Annotated in this window: 14 protein-coding genes and 1 pseudogene; 5 read left to right on the top strand and 10 right to left on the bottom strand. The window is 71.1% G+C overall.

Annotated elements, in window-relative coordinates:
• Positions 1-15: 15 nt before the first annotated feature.
• The 7 genes from ABZ154_RS10920 to ABZ154_RS10950 all read right to left on the bottom strand — a co-directional run bounded on the left by ABZ154_RS10920 (position 16) and on the right by ABZ154_RS10950 (position 7,481).
• The gene (locus ABZ154_RS10920; protein ID WP_356831271.1) at positions 16-1,605 is read right to left on the bottom strand and encodes a DoxX family membrane protein; all 1,590 of its coding nucleotides are present in this window, start codon (positions 1,603-1,605) and stop codon (positions 16-18) included.
• Positions 1,606-1,955: 350 nt separating this feature from the next.
• On the bottom strand, positions 1,956-2,912 hold the full coding sequence (rlmB, locus tag ABZ154_RS10925) for a 23S rRNA (guanosine(2251)-2'-O)-methyltransferase RlmB (protein WP_073877001.1): 957 nt from the start codon (positions 2,910-2,912) through the stop codon (positions 1,956-1,958).
• Between the two features lie 107 nt (positions 2,913-3,019).
• Complete coding sequence (gene cysS, locus ABZ154_RS10930; protein WP_356831123.1) at positions 3,020-4,420, bottom strand: cysteine--tRNA ligase; 1,401 nt, start codon at positions 4,418-4,420, stop codon at positions 3,020-3,022.
• A 175-nt stretch (positions 4,421-4,595) separates the two neighbouring features.
• Positions 4,596-5,000: a PPOX class F420-dependent oxidoreductase gene (locus tag ABZ154_RS10935; protein ID WP_356831125.1), complete on the bottom strand. Its 405-nt coding sequence runs from the start codon at positions 4,998-5,000 to the stop codon at positions 4,596-4,598.
• Positions 5,001-5,409: 409 nt separating this feature from the next.
• Complete coding sequence (gene ispF / locus ABZ154_RS10940; RefSeq protein ID WP_356831127.1) at positions 5,410-5,925, bottom strand: 2-C-methyl-D-erythritol 2,4-cyclodiphosphate synthase; 516 nt, start codon at positions 5,923-5,925, stop codon at positions 5,410-5,412.
• A complete protein-coding gene (gene ispD / locus ABZ154_RS10945; RefSeq protein ID WP_356831129.1) occupies positions 5,915-6,682 on the bottom strand; it encodes a 2-C-methyl-D-erythritol 4-phosphate cytidylyltransferase in 768 nt (255 codons plus the stop codon). The genes ispF and ispD overlap by 11 nt, the downstream gene beginning before the upstream one ends.
• A gap of 316 nt (positions 6,683-6,998) precedes the next feature.
• Complete coding sequence (locus tag ABZ154_RS10950; RefSeq protein WP_006380568.1) at positions 6,999-7,481, bottom strand: CarD family transcriptional regulator; 483 nt, start codon at positions 7,479-7,481, stop codon at positions 6,999-7,001.
• Between the two features lie 696 nt (positions 7,482-8,177).
• Here ABZ154_RS10950 and ABZ154_RS10955 point away from each other — a divergent pair.
• Complete coding sequence (locus ABZ154_RS10955; protein ID WP_356831131.1) at positions 8,178-8,819, top strand: DUF461 domain-containing protein; 642 nt, start codon at positions 8,178-8,180, stop codon at positions 8,817-8,819.
• Between the two features lie 114 nt (positions 8,820-8,933).
• Here ABZ154_RS10955 and ABZ154_RS10960 read toward each other — a convergent pair whose 3' ends face one another.
• Both ABZ154_RS10960 and ABZ154_RS10965 read right to left on the bottom strand, forming a co-directional pair.
• Entirely contained in the window at positions 8,934-9,614 is a 681-nt protein-coding gene (locus ABZ154_RS10960) for a response regulator transcription factor (RefSeq protein WP_003968183.1), read from the bottom strand.
• Positions 9,611-10,882 (bottom strand): ATP-binding protein, encoded by a 1,272-nt coding sequence (locus ABZ154_RS10965; RefSeq protein WP_356831133.1) that lies wholly within the window; start codon positions 10,880-10,882, stop codon positions 9,611-9,613. Before ABZ154_RS10965 ends, ABZ154_RS10960 begins: the two co-directional genes overlap by 4 nt.
• A 198-nt stretch (positions 10,883-11,080) precedes the next feature.
• Between ABZ154_RS10965 and phoU the strand changes: the two genes are divergently transcribed.
• Together phoU and ABZ154_RS10975 are read left to right on the top strand one after the other, a co-directional pair.
• Positions 11,081-11,758, top strand: a complete 678-nt coding sequence (gene phoU / locus ABZ154_RS10970; RefSeq protein WP_356831135.1) for a phosphate signaling complex protein PhoU — start codon at positions 11,081-11,083, stop codon at positions 11,756-11,758.
• 223 nt (positions 11,759-11,981) lie between these two features.
• Positions 11,982-12,131 (top strand): hypothetical protein, encoded by a 150-nt coding sequence (locus tag ABZ154_RS10975; RefSeq protein ID WP_179222504.1) that lies wholly within the window; start codon positions 11,982-11,984, stop codon positions 12,129-12,131.
• Between the two features lie 92 nt (positions 12,132-12,223).
• Here ABZ154_RS10975 and ABZ154_RS10980 read toward each other — a convergent pair whose 3' ends face one another.
• Positions 12,224-13,549, bottom strand: a complete 1,326-nt coding sequence (locus ABZ154_RS10980) for an MFS transporter (protein ID WP_356831137.1) — start codon at positions 13,547-13,549, stop codon at positions 12,224-12,226.
• Between the two features lie 205 nt (positions 13,550-13,754).
• Between ABZ154_RS10980 and ABZ154_RS10985 the strand changes: the two genes are divergently transcribed.
• Both ABZ154_RS10985 and ABZ154_RS10990 read left to right on the top strand, forming a co-directional pair.
• Positions 13,755-14,516 carry a phosphoglyceromutase gene (locus ABZ154_RS10985; protein WP_073876975.1) on the top strand — a complete coding sequence of 254 codons (762 nt, stop codon included), beginning with the start codon at positions 13,755-13,757 and terminating at the stop codon, positions 14,514-14,516.
• A 181-nt stretch (positions 14,517-14,697) separates the two neighbouring features.
• A pseudogene (locus ABZ154_RS10990) lies at positions 14,698-14,927 on the top strand (cold shock domain-containing protein).
• Positions 14,928-14,941: the final 14 nt, after the last annotated feature.

Below are 14,941 nucleotides of genomic sequence, written 5' to 3' on the forward strand. Positions count from 1 at the left end.
GCTGTTGCTTGGGGGTCAGCCGAGGAGGCCGCCGATGGGGTTGCGGCCGCCGCCGGTCGAGCCGCCGGATGTGGTGCCTTCGCCGCCGCCGCCGGTGGTGGTGGGCGGGGCTTCGGGTTCCGCGGCGCCGCCGGTGGAGCCGTCGCCGCCGGTGGAGCCGGAGGAGGTGGGGCCGGCGCTGGTGGCGGCGGGGGGCTGCTGGGGGGTGGTCTGCTGCGGGGGCTCCTGGCCGGCGCCCTGGGTCTGGCTGGGCTGGGCGCCGGTTCCGGTGGTCTGGCCGCCGCCGGAGTCGCGGGTGGCGCCGGGGGTGGTGGCCTGGCCGCCGGTGGCGGGCGTGGTGGCTTCGCCGGAGCGGGTGGGCTCGGGGCGGCGCTCCTGCTCCTGGGGGGTGCGGGAGGCCTGGCGTTCGCCGGTGGACTCCTGGGGGAGCGGCATGCCGGGGAGGCGGTTGGTGGGGTTGTCGTTGCGGCCGGGGACGGTGACGACCTCGGTGGAGCGGACGGCGCCGCCGAGGATGGAGCCGATGAGGAGGGTGAGGCCGACGACGACGCTGGCGACGACGGTTCCGCGGCGCAGGACGCGGCGGCGCAGGTCCCAGATCTCGGACCGGGGGCCTAGCCTGCGCCAGGCCTCTCCGGCGAGGCGTCCGTCGACGGAGTAGACGGGGGCGCCCGCGATGATCAGGGGACTCCAGGCGGCCAGGAGGATGATGTCGGGGGCGTCGTACACGGCGACGGTGCGCCAGCTGACGGTCACCAGAAGGGCGGCGGAGAGCAGGGCGCCGACTGAGGCGGCGACGCGCTGCCAGAGGCCGAGGACGGTGAGGACGCCGACGACGACCTGGAGGAAGGCGACGGTCAGGCCGGCGCCGACCGGGTGGGAGAGGGCGAAGTCGCGCAGCGGTTCGGCGAGTGCCCAGGGGTGCAGCGAGGTCAGCCACTTGACCATGGAGCCGCGTTCGCCGCCGTCGAAGTAGACGGGGTCGCAGAGCTTGCCCATGCCGGCGTAGATGGAGATGAAGCCGAGGAGGACCCGCATGGGCAGCAGGACGACGCCGAGGTTCATCCGGTGGCCGGGGTAGTAGGCGTGCCGGACGGGGTCGTTGCCGTGGCGTCGGGCGCGGGCCTCGGAGGTCTCCTCGTCGCCGTCGCCGTCGCCGGTACCGGGGGTGTCCGGTTCGTCGTCGACGGAGTCGTACGCGCCGACGGCCTGGCGCATGGGCGGCAGGAGGGGTCCGGTGCGGCCGGGCTGCTGCGGGGCGGTCAGTAGGGGGTTGGGCTGCGTCTCCTCCAGGAGCGGGATGACCTGGGTCGCGCCCGCCGCGTGGCTGTCCGCGGCCCCGGCGGTGAGCGCGGTGTCGAGGTGGCCTGCGGTGGAGTTGCGTACGGCCTGGAGGAGGCCGGTGGCGCCGGGGTCGCCCGGGGCCGATCTGCCGCTCCAGACGACCGGTGCCCGCCTGCGGCCGCCGCCGGCACCGCTCATGGCGGGAATGCGGGCCGTGTCCGCGAGACCGCGCAGCCGTGCGCGCTGGCCCGGGGCGAGCTGCACCCGGAAGCTGGCGTGGTTGACGATGACCTGCGCGGGGTCGCTGTCCACCTTGGTCATGCTCAGGGCGGGTTGCTCGTCGAACCGAGGCGTTCTGGTGTCCACACTCATCTAACCGAGTGATGGGTGCTTAGGACACTGCCTTGACAGGCCCGATGTGTCCGAGACCCGTCAACATCCGGCCAAACTCGGGCATCTTGGAACCCTGTTCGGCGTTCGCGCGTCAACTCGGCAGGAGGGCGAGCCCGTCGCCGAGGCTGTCACCGCGCGAACGCCGTACCTACGGCCGGTTCACCGGCGGCCGGTCCCGGAACGCCGTACCGGCGGCCGGTCCCGGAACGTCGTACCGGCGGCCGGTCCCGAGACGTCGTACCCGGCCGGTCCCGAGACGTCGTACCCGGCCGGTTCCGCTATGCGCGGCGGCGCGCCACCTCGTACAGGACGATGCCCGCCGCGACACCGGCGTTGAGCGATTCGGCGCCGCCCGGCATGGAGATCCGGACGCGGTAGTCGCAGGTCTCGCCGACGAGGCGGCCGAGTCCCTTGCCCTCGCTGCCGATGACGATGACGACCGGGCCGGCCAGCTGCTCCAGGTCCTCGACCGTGTGCTCGCCGTCGGCGGCGAGGCCGACGACGGTGAGGCCGGCCTTCTGGTAGCCCTCCAGGGCGCGGGTCAGGTTGGTGACCCGGGAGACCGGGGTGCGGGCCGCCGTACCGGCGGAGGACTTCCACGCTCCGGCGGTCATGCCGGCCGCGCGGCGCTCGGGGACGACCACGCCGTGGCCGCCGAACGCGGAGACCGAGCGGACGATCGCGCCGAGGTTGCGGGGGTCCGTGACGCCGTCGAGGGCGACGATCAGCGGGTCCTCGTTGTTGTCGTACGCGGCGGCGGTGAGGTCCTCCGGGTGCGCGTACTCGTACGGCGGGACCTGGAGGACGAGGCCCTGGTGGTTCAGGCCGTTCGTCATCCGGTCCAGCTCGGGGCGCGGGGCCTCCATCAGGTTGATGTTGCCGCGCTCGCCCGCGAGCTTGAGGGCGTCGCGGACGCGCTCGTCGTTGTCGATGTACTGCTGGACGTAGAGGGTGGTGGCGGGCACACCGTCGCGCAGGGCCTCGTAGACCGGGTTGCGGCCCACGACCATCTCGGAGGTGCCCTTGACGCCGCCGCGCCGGGGCGCGGGGCGGCGGGCTGCGGCCTGCTTGGCCTGGGCGCCGGCGATGCGGTTCTTCTTGTGTCCCTTGCGGGCGGAGGCGGGCGGCGTGGGTCCCTTGCCTTCGAGACCACGGCGTCGCTGACCACCGCTGCCGACCTGCATGCCCTTCTTGTTGGACGTGCGGCGGTTCCTGCGCTGGCTGTTCCCGGCCATGACCTACCTGTTTCGTTGCTTTCAGACGTGCATACGTATAAGTGCAGTGTGCCGCCCGGAGCGCCGGGCGGCACATTCGCGCCGGTCGGACCGGTGCCGAAAGGTGCTCAGCGGGCGCCGAGCGTCCACCGGGGACCGTTGGCGCTGTCCTCGATGACGAGTCCGGACTGGTTGAGCTGGTCGCGGATGGCGTCGGCGGCGGTCCAGTCCTTACGGGCCCGGGCAGACTGCCGCTGGTCGAGGACCAGGCGTACGAGGGTGTCGACGACGCCGTGGAGGTCCTCACCCCGGTCCCCCTCGCCCGCCCAGTGCTCGTCGAGCGGATCGAGTCCGAGGACGCCGAGCATGGCCCGGACCTCGGCGAGGCGGGCGACGGCGGCTTCCTTGTCGTCGGCGGCGAGCGCGCTGTTGCCCTGGCGGACGGTGGTGTGGACGATCGCGAGGGCCTGCGGCACGCCCAGGTCCTCGTCCATCGCCTCGGCGAAGGCGGGCGGCACCTCGGCGGCGGGGGCGACGACCTCCCCCGCCTTCTCGGTGACGCGCTGCACGAAGCCCTCGATCCGCGCGAACGCGGACTCGGCCTCGCGCAGGGCCTCCTCGCTGAACTCGATCATCGACCGGTAGTGCGGGGTGCCCAGGTAGTAGCGCAGGACGATGGGGCGCCAGTGCTTGACCATCTCGCTCACGAGGACGGAGTTGCCGAGCGACTTGGACATCTTCTCGCCGGCCATGGTGACCCAGGCGTTGTGCACCCAGTAGTTGGCGAAGGCGTCGCCGTACGCCTTGGCCTGGGCGATCTCGTTCTCGTGGTGCGGGAAGATCAGGTCCAGCCCGCCGCCGTGGATGTCGAAGGCGGAGCCCAGGTACTTGTGGGCCATCGCGGAGCACTCCAGGTGCCAGCCGGGCCGGCCGCGGCCCCAGGGGGTCTCCCAGCTGGGCTCGCCCGGCTTGGCCGCCTTCCACATGGCGAAGTCCCGCTGGTCGCGCTTGCCGGTCTCGCCCTCGCCGGAGGGCTGGCGCAGGTCGTCCAGCTCCTGGTTGGAAAGCTCCAGATAGCCGGGGAGGGACCGGACGTCGAAGTAGACGTTGCCGTCCGCCTCGTAGGCGTGGCCGCGCTCGATGAGGCCGCGCATCATCTCGATCATCTCGGTGATGTGACCGGTGGCACGGGGCTCGTAGGTGGGCGGCAGGCAGCCCAGCGCGTCGTAGCCGTCGTTGAACGCGCGCTCGTTCTCGTAACCGATCGACCACCAGGGGCGGTCCTGTTCGGCGGACTTCTTGATGATCTTGTCGTCGATGTCGGTGACGTTCCGGATGAACGTCACGTCGTAGCCGCGGTAGGTGAACCAGCGGCGCATGATGTCGAAGTTCAGCCCGGAACGGATGTGCCCGATGTGCGGTGCGGCCTGGACGGTAGCGCCACAGAGGTAGATCGAGACACAGCCCGCTGTGAGCGGGACGAAGTCACGGATCTGCCGGGCGCTGGTGTCGTGCAGGCGAATAGTCACGTCTCAAGGGTAGTAGGCCGACACCAGTGCCCCGCGACCCTTGGGCGATCGCGGGGGCAACTTTCTGATACCGGCCTGGTCCGAGGGGCCCCGACGGGGGCCGGGGCGGCTCTTTCGGGGCTCTTTGCGGCTCTTCGGGGCTCTTGCCGAGCCGTCGAACGGCGGTCGCGTCCTCTCAGATGCGGCCGACGACCTTGCGCGGGGTGATCCGGACCACGACCCGGGGGGCGTCCTGGGCGGAGTCCGGGTTGAACTCCGCGTACGGCTTGCCGGTGTACTTCAGCGACAGTTCGTCGATCAGCTCCTGGCCGCCCTCCGGGGTCAGCTCCGCCCGGCCGCGGATCTCGGCGTAGGCGTACGGGTTGTCGGCCGGCTGGACGACGACGGTGACGCGCGGGTCGCGGCGGAGGTTCGTCTCCTTGCGGCGGCCGACCGTGGTGGAGATCAGGACGTCGTCGCCGTCGCGCTTCACCCACACCGGGGAGACCTGCGGGCTGCCGTCCGGCTGGATGGTGGCGATGTTGACGAAGACCGGGGTGTCGAGAAGGTTCCTGAGCTCGGTGGAGAGTGCGGCGGTCATGGCGTACGTCCTCCTGGGTGGCAGGTTGGTCCGGTGTCGGTTGCCCTGTGCTCCTACCCCCAACCTCGCCCGCCCTCTGCTAGTTCCCGCGTCGCCCGTACTTCTCGCCATGTCCCGGAAGCGAGGGCATCCGGCCGAGGGTGAGCAAGGCCGCCGGGGCGCGCGTGGTGGCGGAGCAGGCGGGCGGCCGGCCGCGCCGAGGGCGACGTCGGCCACGGGGTCCGCCGCAACCCAGGCGCCGGGCCCGGTGAGGCGGGGCGGCGGTGTCGACGTGGAGGGGACGCGCAGGAGGCACATCGCTTCGGTGACAGCGCATGTGCAAGTGATGTGCAGCGAGGTGTACGAGAGGGGCCCCGCGGCCCCGCCCAGGTCAGCGCTCCGGCGTAAGCCGACGCACCCGACGCGCAGGTCAGCGTGCCCGGTAGACCAGCGCCGTCGCGATCCCCGCCAGGCCCTCGCCCCGCCCGGTGAAGCCGAGGCCGTCCGAGGTGGCGGCGGAGAGCGAGACCGGGGCGCCCACGGCGGCGGACAGCACCTTCTGCGCCTCTTCGCGCCGCTTGCCGATCTTAGGGCGTACGCCGACGACCTGGACGGCGACGTTCCCGATCTCGTACCCCTCGGCGCGCACGATCCGGGCGGCCTCGGTGAGCAGGGTCACGCCGGCGGCGCCGGACCACTCGGGGCGGCCGGTACCGAAGTGCCGGCCGAGGTCGCCTAGGCCGGCGGCGGAGAAGAGGGCGTTGCAGGCGGCGTGCGCGACGACGTCGGCGTCCGAGTGACCGGCCAGGCCGGGGCCCTCGCCCTCCCACCTCAGGCCCGCGCACCACAGCTCGCGTCCCTCCTCGAAGGCGTGGATGTCGGTGCCGATCCCGACCATTGGGATGACGGGGGCGCCGGGCGCTCCCGCGGCGTTCTCAGAAGCCATCGTGGGCCCTCCTGCGGGCGAGTACCGCTTCGGCCAGCGCCAGGTCGAGCGGCCGGGTCACCTTGAACGCCTCTTCGTGGCCGGGGACGACGACGACCGGCTCGCCGAGGCGTTCGACCATGCCCGCGTCGTCCGTGGAGCCTTCGCCGTCGAGTGCGACCTCGGCGTGGGCCCGCACCAGCGTGTCCCGGTCGAAGCCCTGCGGGGTCTGCACCGCGCGCAGTCGGGCCCGTACGGGGGTGGAGACCACCGGCTCCGGCTCCCCGGCCACCTCGGCGGGCTCGACCTCCTTGACGGTGTCGGCGAGCGGCAGGGCGGGAACGACGGCGGCCGCCCCGTTCCGTACGGCTTCGACGACCGCGTCCACCGTGTCGACCGGCACCAGCGGACGGGCGGCGTCGTGGACCAGGACGACGGCGACGTCCTCGGGCAGCGCGTCGAGGCCGAGGCCCACCGACTCCTGCCGGGTGTCGCCGCCGGGCACGACCAGGTAGTCGGTGCGCTCGGGCAGGGCGTGCTCGTCGAGGAGGTGCTTCACTTCGGGCGCGCCGTCGGGCGGGGCGACGACCACGACGAGGGAGACGGCCCGGGAGGCCGCCATGGCGCGTACCGCGTGGATGAGCATGGGCGTACCGCCGAGCGCCCGGAGGGCCTTGGGCGCGCCCGGTCCGAGCCGTATGCCCCGCCCGGCCGCGGGGATCACCGCAGCGGTACGCGGGTGGCGCGGCCGATCGGGCGGGGGTGGCGTCGAGGTCATCGATTGCACTCCGAAGGTCCGAGGGTTCGGCAGGTTTGTTTCCACGGGCGACGTGGGTAGGGGCCCAGCAAGCCGGGCGTGACGCCCTGACTTGGACCGGGCCCCTTCCGTGACCCCCGGTCGAGCGGAGTCGCATCGGCGATCAACGGTACGGCGGGGGCGGTGGATTCGACGCATCGCCGTCGCCGGGTATGGGAATGACCGGGAGTCGGGCTCGCGATCGGGATCCGGACATGCCGCAGCGCCCGACGACACACCGTACAAACGGCTGGTCAGCGGGCACCGCGGCATATTCCTACGACCGGTGCGATCCGGTTCAGGACGCGAGGACCTCGTCGAGAAGGGCCTCGGCCTTGTCCTCGTTCGTGTTCTCCGCGAGAGCGAGCTCGCTCACCAGGATCTGGCGGGCCTTGGCGAGCATGCGCTTCTCTCCGGCGGAGAGACCGCGCTCGCGCTCACGACGCCACAGGTCACGCACGACTTCAGCGACCTTGATGACATCGCCCGAGGCGAGCTTTTCCAGATTTGCCTTGTAACGCCGGGACCAGTTGGTCGGCTCTTCGGCATACGGTGCGCGAAGCACCTCGAAGACCCGGTCCAGTCCCTCCTGCCCGACCACGTCGCGCACACCGACGAACTCCGCATTGTCCGCCGGCACACGAACCGTCAAGTCGCCCTGGGCGACCTTGAGCACCAAGTAGGTCTTGTCCACGCCTTTGATCTGGCGAGTTTCGATAGCCTCGATCAGCGCGGCCCCGTGATGGGGATAGACCACGGTGTCGCCAACCTTGAACGTCATGTGACAGGTACCCCTTCCGTGGCTATCCAGAGTAACACGAGAATCGCCTCTCCTGAATGGTGTTTTCGCAGGTCAGGGCATATCTCAGGGCTTGACAACAGCGACACGCACGTGCTGCGGAAGGCTCTTGGAAGACGGTATTCGCAGGTCGGAGCGGCTGTACGACCGGAGGGAAACACTCACGTCACACGGCCTGGAAGCCTCACAGAAGAGGGCGAAAGTCCCGTTTTGTCGGGTTCTGGATGGTGAACTTTACGTACTCCGTTCGGTCATCGATCACCCGTACGGATGTAAGTGCACGTGTCCAATGAATTTGATCAAGGCCCGCACCTCGTGACGTCTCTCAGGGCGTCTCTCATCACGCCTCTCACGACGCCTTTCGCGGGGAATGCGCTGCGGCCGGAGGAATTGATCACCGCTGATTATGTGAACGGCACGCGACACGCCGGCCCCCCGGTGCGGCCATCGCGCCCGCCCCGTCTCACGCCGGGTCGTCAGGAAGCGCTCCCCGGGAAGAGCCGCGCCCCCTAGAGGCGGGTCGGGTGCGAGGCGGGAGTGGCGGCTCGGTAGCCTAAGGCCGCTGACACACCCTTAGGACGGCTTTACGTCACCCCTTCCCGTCCGTCCGCGGGGCGCTCAGCCCAACGCCCGACGTCCGAAGTCCGCAGTCCGATCGTTCAAGGAGTTGCCGCCGCCGTGAGCCGCAGCCTTCGACACGGCGCCCTCGCCGCCACTGCCATCGCGTTCTCGATCGTCTCCCTGTCCGCCTGCGCGGCGGGCAACAACGCCGAGACGCTCCAGGTCAGGCCGGACAACGCGGCCACCTCGGTGGGTTCCATCAAGGTCCAGAACGCGAACGTGATCACGCAGGCCGAGCCCGAGGCCGAGGGCCCCGCCGTGGTCGTCGCGACGCTGTTCAACGACGGCACAGAGACCGAGGTCCTGGAGGGAATCACACTTCCCGGCACCGACGTCCAGGTGAAGCTCCAAGCCGCGAAGGGCACGGGCCCCGTCGAGATCCCGGCCGGCGGCCGGGTCATCCTCGGGGGCAAGGGCAACGCCTCCGCCGTGATCGACGAAGGCCGTGAGGCCGCCCAGGACGGCAACGTCCAGCAGGTCGTCTTCAAGCTGAGCCGCACCGGCGACGTCGGCCTCGGCGCGAACGTCGTCCCGGCGGCCGGCTACTACAAGGGCTTCGGCCCCAGCGCGCTGCCCGAGGCCCCGGCAGCCACGCCGAACGGGACCCCGGAGGCGGGCGGCTCCGAGACGCCGGGCACGCCGTCCGGCGAGGCCCCGGAGTCCCCCGCCGGCACCCCGGAGGCCGGGACGCACGGCTGACGCCATCGGCCTACGTGCGCGTACGTACGAAAGACGCGTAGGCACGCGAAGGGGCGCTTCCCAGCTGGGAAGCGCCCCTTCGCGTGGTCACCGCCGTCTCGCGGGTCCCGCGGTCTACGGCTCGAACTTGTACCCGAGGCCCCGCACCGTGACGAGGTAGCGCGGCGCTCCGGGGTCGGGCTCGATCTTGGCGCGCAGGCGCTTGACGTGAACGTCGAGGGTCTTGGTGTCGCCGACGTAGTCCGCACCCCACACCCGGTCGATGAGCTGCATACGGGTCAGCACACGGCCCGCATTGCGCAGGAGCATCTCCAGGAGGTCGAACTCCTTGAGCGGGAGGTCGACCTTGCCGCCGGAGACCGTCACCACGTGCCGGTCCACGTCCATCCGGACCGGGCCCGCCTCCAGGGCGGCCGGGGTGACCTCCTCCGGCTCCCCCCGGCGGCGCAGGACGGCGCGGATGCGGGCGACGAGCTCACGCGAGGAGAACGGCTTGGTGACGTAGTCGTCGGCTCCTATTTCGAGACCGACGACCTTGTCGATCTCGCTGTCCTTGGCGGTGACCATGATCACCGGAACGTTGGACCGGCTGCGGAGCTGACGGCACACCTCGGTGCCAGGCAGGCCGGGCAGCATCAGGTCGAGCAGGACCAGGTCGGCGCCGTTGCGCTCGAACTCGTCCAGGCCGTCGGGGCCGGTCGCGGCGATCGCGACCTCGAAACCTTCCTTGCGCAGCATGTAGGACAGGGCGTCGCTGAAGGATTCCTCATCCTCGACGACAAGCACTCGGGTCACGGAAGAGCCTCCGGGGCAGGGAAGGGGTCATAGGAGTCGGTCTCGAACGGTGCTTCGTCGTCGTCGTTGACGCCGCTGACGATAAGCGGTCCGCTGGTGGTGCGCTCCCTCACGGCGCCCGATTCGGGCAGCCGGAGGGTGAAGGTGGAGCCCTGTCCCTCGGAGCTCCAGACGGTGACCTCCCCGCCGTGCGAGGCGGCCACGTGTTTGACGATGGCGAGGCCGAGACCGGTGCCACCGGTGGCCCGTGAGCGGGCCGGGTCGACGCGGTAGAACCGCTCGAAGACCCGCTCGCGGTCCGTCTCCGAGATGCCGATGCCCTGGTCGGTCACGGCGATCTCGATCAGGTCCCCGCCCGGTCCGGCGGTGCGGCGGGCCGCGATACCGACCCGGGTGCGGGCGGGACTGTAGTTGACGGCGTTCTCGACGAGGTTGCCGAGCGCTCCGACGAGCTGGCCCCGGTTGCCCCAGACGGTGAGGCCCTCGGTGCCGCCGGAGGCCATGGTGATCTGCTTGGAGCCGGCCTGCTGGCGGCAGCGGTCGATCGCCTCGGCGACGAGCACCTCCACCCTGACCGGCTCGGCGTCCTCCAGCGGGTCGTCGTTCTGCACCCGGGAGAGGTCGATGAGCTCCTGGACGAGGTTGGTCAGCCGGGTCGCCTCGATCTGCATGCGTCCGGCGAACCGCTCCACCGCCTCCGGGTCGTCGGAGGCGTCCATGACCGCTTCGGAGAGCAGGGAGAGCGCTCCCGTGGGGGTCTTGAGCTCATGGCTCACGTTGGCGACGAAGTCCCGCCGTACCGCTTCGATCCGGCGGGCCTCGGTGAGGTCCTCGACCAGCAGCAGCACCAGCCGCGAGCCCAGCGGGGCGACCCGGGCGGAGACCGCGAGGGCGTCCCCCCGGCCGGTGCCGCGCCGGGGGAGGTCCAGCTCGCCCTGGCGTATCTCGCCGTCGCGGCGGGTGTCGCGGGCCATGTTGAGCATCGGCTCGACGGCCAGGCGGCCGCCCCTGACCAGGCCCAGCGCATACGCGGCGGAGCTGGCCTTGACCACGCTGTCGCTCTCGTCGAGCACGACGGCGGAGGAGCTGAGCACGGAGAGGACGGTGTCCACTCCCGGCGGGAGGGCCGCGTTGCCGTCCGGCCGCAGGGACGTACGCGTGGGCCGTTTCAGGTCGCGCTCGCTCCAGCGGAACGCCAGCATGGCGATCACACCGGTACAGAGCCCGGCGATCGCTGCAGCTGCGGCGACCGCCGCGTTCACGTCCATGCCTCAAGGTTATGCGGGTGCGACGGCACTCTCCCAGCCGTCCGAGTGCCATCTCGAACACTCGTCGCCCAGAGTTCACCGAGGGGATGGAGCCGGTTCACTTAGGGGGCCGGATACGGACGCGTTGCGGCCGCACCGTGTAACCGTGGAGGTCGGTCCGAGACCCCGGCCTCAGTCTGGAACTGGAGAGGGACTTCCATGCGCGACGCTTACCACGAGGAACTCGACTCGATCGGAGAAGGCCTGGTCGAGATGGCCCGGCTGGTCGGATCAGCGATCGGACGGGCGACCACGTCCATGCTCGACGCCGACCTGAAGCTCGCGGAGAGCGTGATCGCCGGCGACCAGAAGGTCGACGACCTCCAGCACGACCTGGAGGCGCGCGCGATCGCCCTCCTCGCCCGTCAGCAGCCGGTGGCGACCGATCTGCGGATCGTGGTGACCTCGCTGCGGATGAGCGCCGACCTGGAGCGCTCCGGCGACCTCGCCCAGCATGTGGCGAAGCTGGCCCGGCTGCGTTTCCCGCAGTCGGCGGTCCCGCACGACCTGCACGCCACCATCCTGGAGATGGGCCAGCTCGCCCAGCGGCTGATGGCCAAGGCCGCCGAGGTCATCATCACCAAGGACGTCGATCTGGCGCTCCAGCTGGAGCAGGACGACGACGAGATGGACCTGCTGCACCGCGCGCTCTTCCAGCACCTGATGGACGACCGCTGGAAGCACGGCATCGAGACGGCCGTCGACGTGACGCTGCTGGGCCGCTACTACGAGCGTTTCGCGGACCACGCGGTGTCGGTGGCCAAGCGCGTCGTCTACCTGGTGACGGGCGAGCACGCGGACGAGCTCCAGGCGGCGACGCCGGTGGAGGGCTCGTAACGCCCTTCACGGGAAGCGTGCGGGGCGCCCGTACGCTCCCGGCGCACGCGGGTCGCACGTGTGTTCCTGCACGTATGCGCCGTTGATGCGCCGGGCGGGATGGGCATGCAATGGGGCGGGGACGGCGGCATGGCCGTACGCGGTACGTACGTCCATGCCGCCACGTCCCCGGCGGCGGCGCAGCGGCGTCCGCCGCCCAGCAGTACGCCCCTGAGGAGGGACCATGGCCGATTCCCCCACGACCGAACCCCAGCTGGAGACCCCGACCGAAGTGGTGCACCTGACCGTGCTCGGCGCCTGCGGCTGCGGCTCGGGCTGCGGGTGCGGCTGCCAGTCCGGTGCTCCGTGCCAGTGCGGCGGCTGCTCGGGCTGACGCGCCCCGCGCGTCTCGTACAGCGTCTCCGGACGGCGCCCGCCCGGAGAGTGGTCCGGGCGGGCGCCGTCGTCGTTCTCACAGGGCCGGGGTCAGACCGCGCGCTCGATCGCCGACGCCGGGTCGGGCTCGGCCTGGTCCGGCCGGGCCTGGGCGGGCACGGGGGCGGGCTCGGGGACCGCCTCCTCCGCGAAGATCTCCTCGCGGGGCAGGTTGCGCATCAGCAGCCAGTAGCCGAGGCCGGCGACCGTACCGATCACCGCGCAGGCGCCCCAGAGCCAGGCGGCGCCGTAGTGGTCGATCACGAAACCGGACATCAGGGGCGCGACGAGGGCCGCCACCGACCAGGACATCGTGTACATGCCCTGGTAGCGGCCCCGGCCCTGCGCCGGCGACAGCTGCACGACCAGACCCGTCTGGGTGGGCGCGTTGACGATCTCGGCGAGGGTCCAGACGCAGACCGTCATGGCGTACACGGCGACGGACCCGGCGAAGGCGGTCAGCCCGAAACCGTACCCGGCGAGCAGCGAGGAGATGATCAGCAGCCGGCGCGGGTCGCGGTGCTGGATGAAGCGGGTGACGGGGATCTGGAGGGCCACGATCAGGACGCCGTTGACGGCGATCGCGGTACCGAAGTCGGAGCTGGAGAGCCCGTCCGCCCCCATCGCCACCGGCAGCCCCACGTACCCCTGCTGGAAGATCAGTGACACCAGGAACGACAGCCCCACGACCCCCATGAAGCGCCCGTCGCGCAGGACGGTGGTGATCCGGACCTCGTCCTTGGCCCGCTTGCCGCCGACGGCCTTCACCGGGGCAGCCTGCGCGGGCCGCGACTCCGGCACCTTCAGGAAGACGACGACGGCGCACGCGAGCATCATCAGGGCCTCGCCGAGGAAGCCGGCGAGATAGCTGTACTCGGCGATGAACCCGGCCCCGGCGGAGGAGATGGCGAACCCGAGGTTGATGGCCCAGTAGTTCAAGGAGAAGGCCCGCACCCGGTCCTTCGGGGGCACGATGTCGGCCATCATCGCCTGGACGGCGGGACGCGAGGCGCTGCTCGCCATGCCGACGAAGAACGCCACGGACGCGATGGCGACCGGATGCTCCATGAACCCGAGCACCGCCACGGAGACCGCCATCGACAGCTGCGCGATCAGCATGGTGGGCCGCCGCCCGAGCCGGTCGGTCATCACGCCGGCGCCGAGCGAGGAGATGACCCCGCCGAGCCCGTGGAGGGCGGCGACGAGACCCGCGTACGAGGCCGAGTAGCCCCGGTCCAGGGTCAGATACAGCGCCATGAAGGTGGCGACGAAGCCGCCGAGCCGGTTGACCAGCGTGCTGAGCCAGAGCCACCAGAACTCCCGGGGCAGCCCGGAGACGGTCTCTCGGGCGGCGGTTCTGAGACCGGCGACGGACATGCGGTTCCCCCCACGGGACGTACGGACGAGGCGCACCGGGTAAGAGCCCCGATGGCAGTCCGAACATTACGAAGCGGGGCTTCCCGTCCGCCACCCGATTGACGCCGACCGTCAATCGTCAACGCGTCGGGCTGTCCCGCGGGCGCCCTGTCCGCTACGCGGGCGGGCGCGCGGAGGCCGTGCGGGTTCGATTACGCTCGGACTCATGGCCGACGCACCGTACAAGCTGATCCTCCTCCGCCACGGCGAGAGCGAATGGAACGCGAAGAACCTGTTCACCGGTTGGGTGGACGTCAACCTCACCGAAAAGGGCGAGAAGGAAGCAGTCCGCGGCGGTGAGCTGCTCAAGGACGCCGGTCTGCTCCCCGACGTCCTGCACACCTCCCTCCAGCGCCGCGCGATCCGCACCGCGCAGCTGGCCCTGGAGTCCGCCGACCGCCTCTGGATCCCGGTCCGCCGCTCATGGCGCCTGAACGAGCGCCATTACGGCGCCCTCCAGGGCAAGGACAAGGCGCAGACGCTGGCCGAGTTCGGCGAGGAGCAGTTCATGCTCTGGCGCCGCTCGTACGACACCCCGCCGCCGCCGCTGGACCGCGACTCCGAGTACAGCCAGTTCGACGACCCGCGCTACGCGACCCTCCCCCCGGAGCTGCGCCCGGACACGGAGTGCCTGAAGGACGTCGTCGTCCGGATGCTCCCGTACTGGTTCGACAGCATCGTCCCCGACCTCCTCACCGGCCGCACGGTCCTGGTGGCCGCCCACGGCAACAGCCTCCGTGGCCTGGTGAAGCACCTGGACGGAATCTCGGACGAGGACATCTCGGGCCTCAACATCCCGACGGGCATCCCGCTCTCCTACGAGCTCGACGCCGACTTCAAGCCGCTGAAGCCGGGCGGCACGTACCTCGACCCGGATGCGGCGAAGGCGGCCATCGAGGCCGTGAAGAACCAGGGCAAGAAGAAGTAGCTTTCGCGATCATGCCCCCGACCTGCGCATACGGCGCGGGGCGGGGGCATTGTCACGGCCTGGGCCCACCTTGGTCCGGGTGCGTGGCCGGCTCTGGCAGGTCGTTCGCTGGCCATCGGCAAAGCCCGACCGTCGGTCAGGTCCCGGACGATTCTCCGGGCCACCCCCAGACAGGCCAGGGATGCACCATTCCTTTTCAGAGCGTGAGTGGAACGACGAGGAGGGGTGGGGCGTGCTCGACTCCGCCGAGACTCCCGGCGGTTGCTTCGGGCACTACTCCGACATCCGGGCGCGACCGGCTTCCGTACGTTGTCGGCCGGGCGGCGGGCCGACCTCGCGTGGGAGGCCCCCGGGTCCAAGCAGGACGGGTACGACCACCGGGCCCTGAGCGTCGTACCGCGGACCATGTGACTTCCCACGGTGTC

The organism is Streptomyces sp. NPDC006261 (assembly GCF_040613515.1).
Classification (GTDB): domain Bacteria; phylum Actinomycetota; class Actinomycetes; order Streptomycetales; family Streptomycetaceae; genus Streptomyces.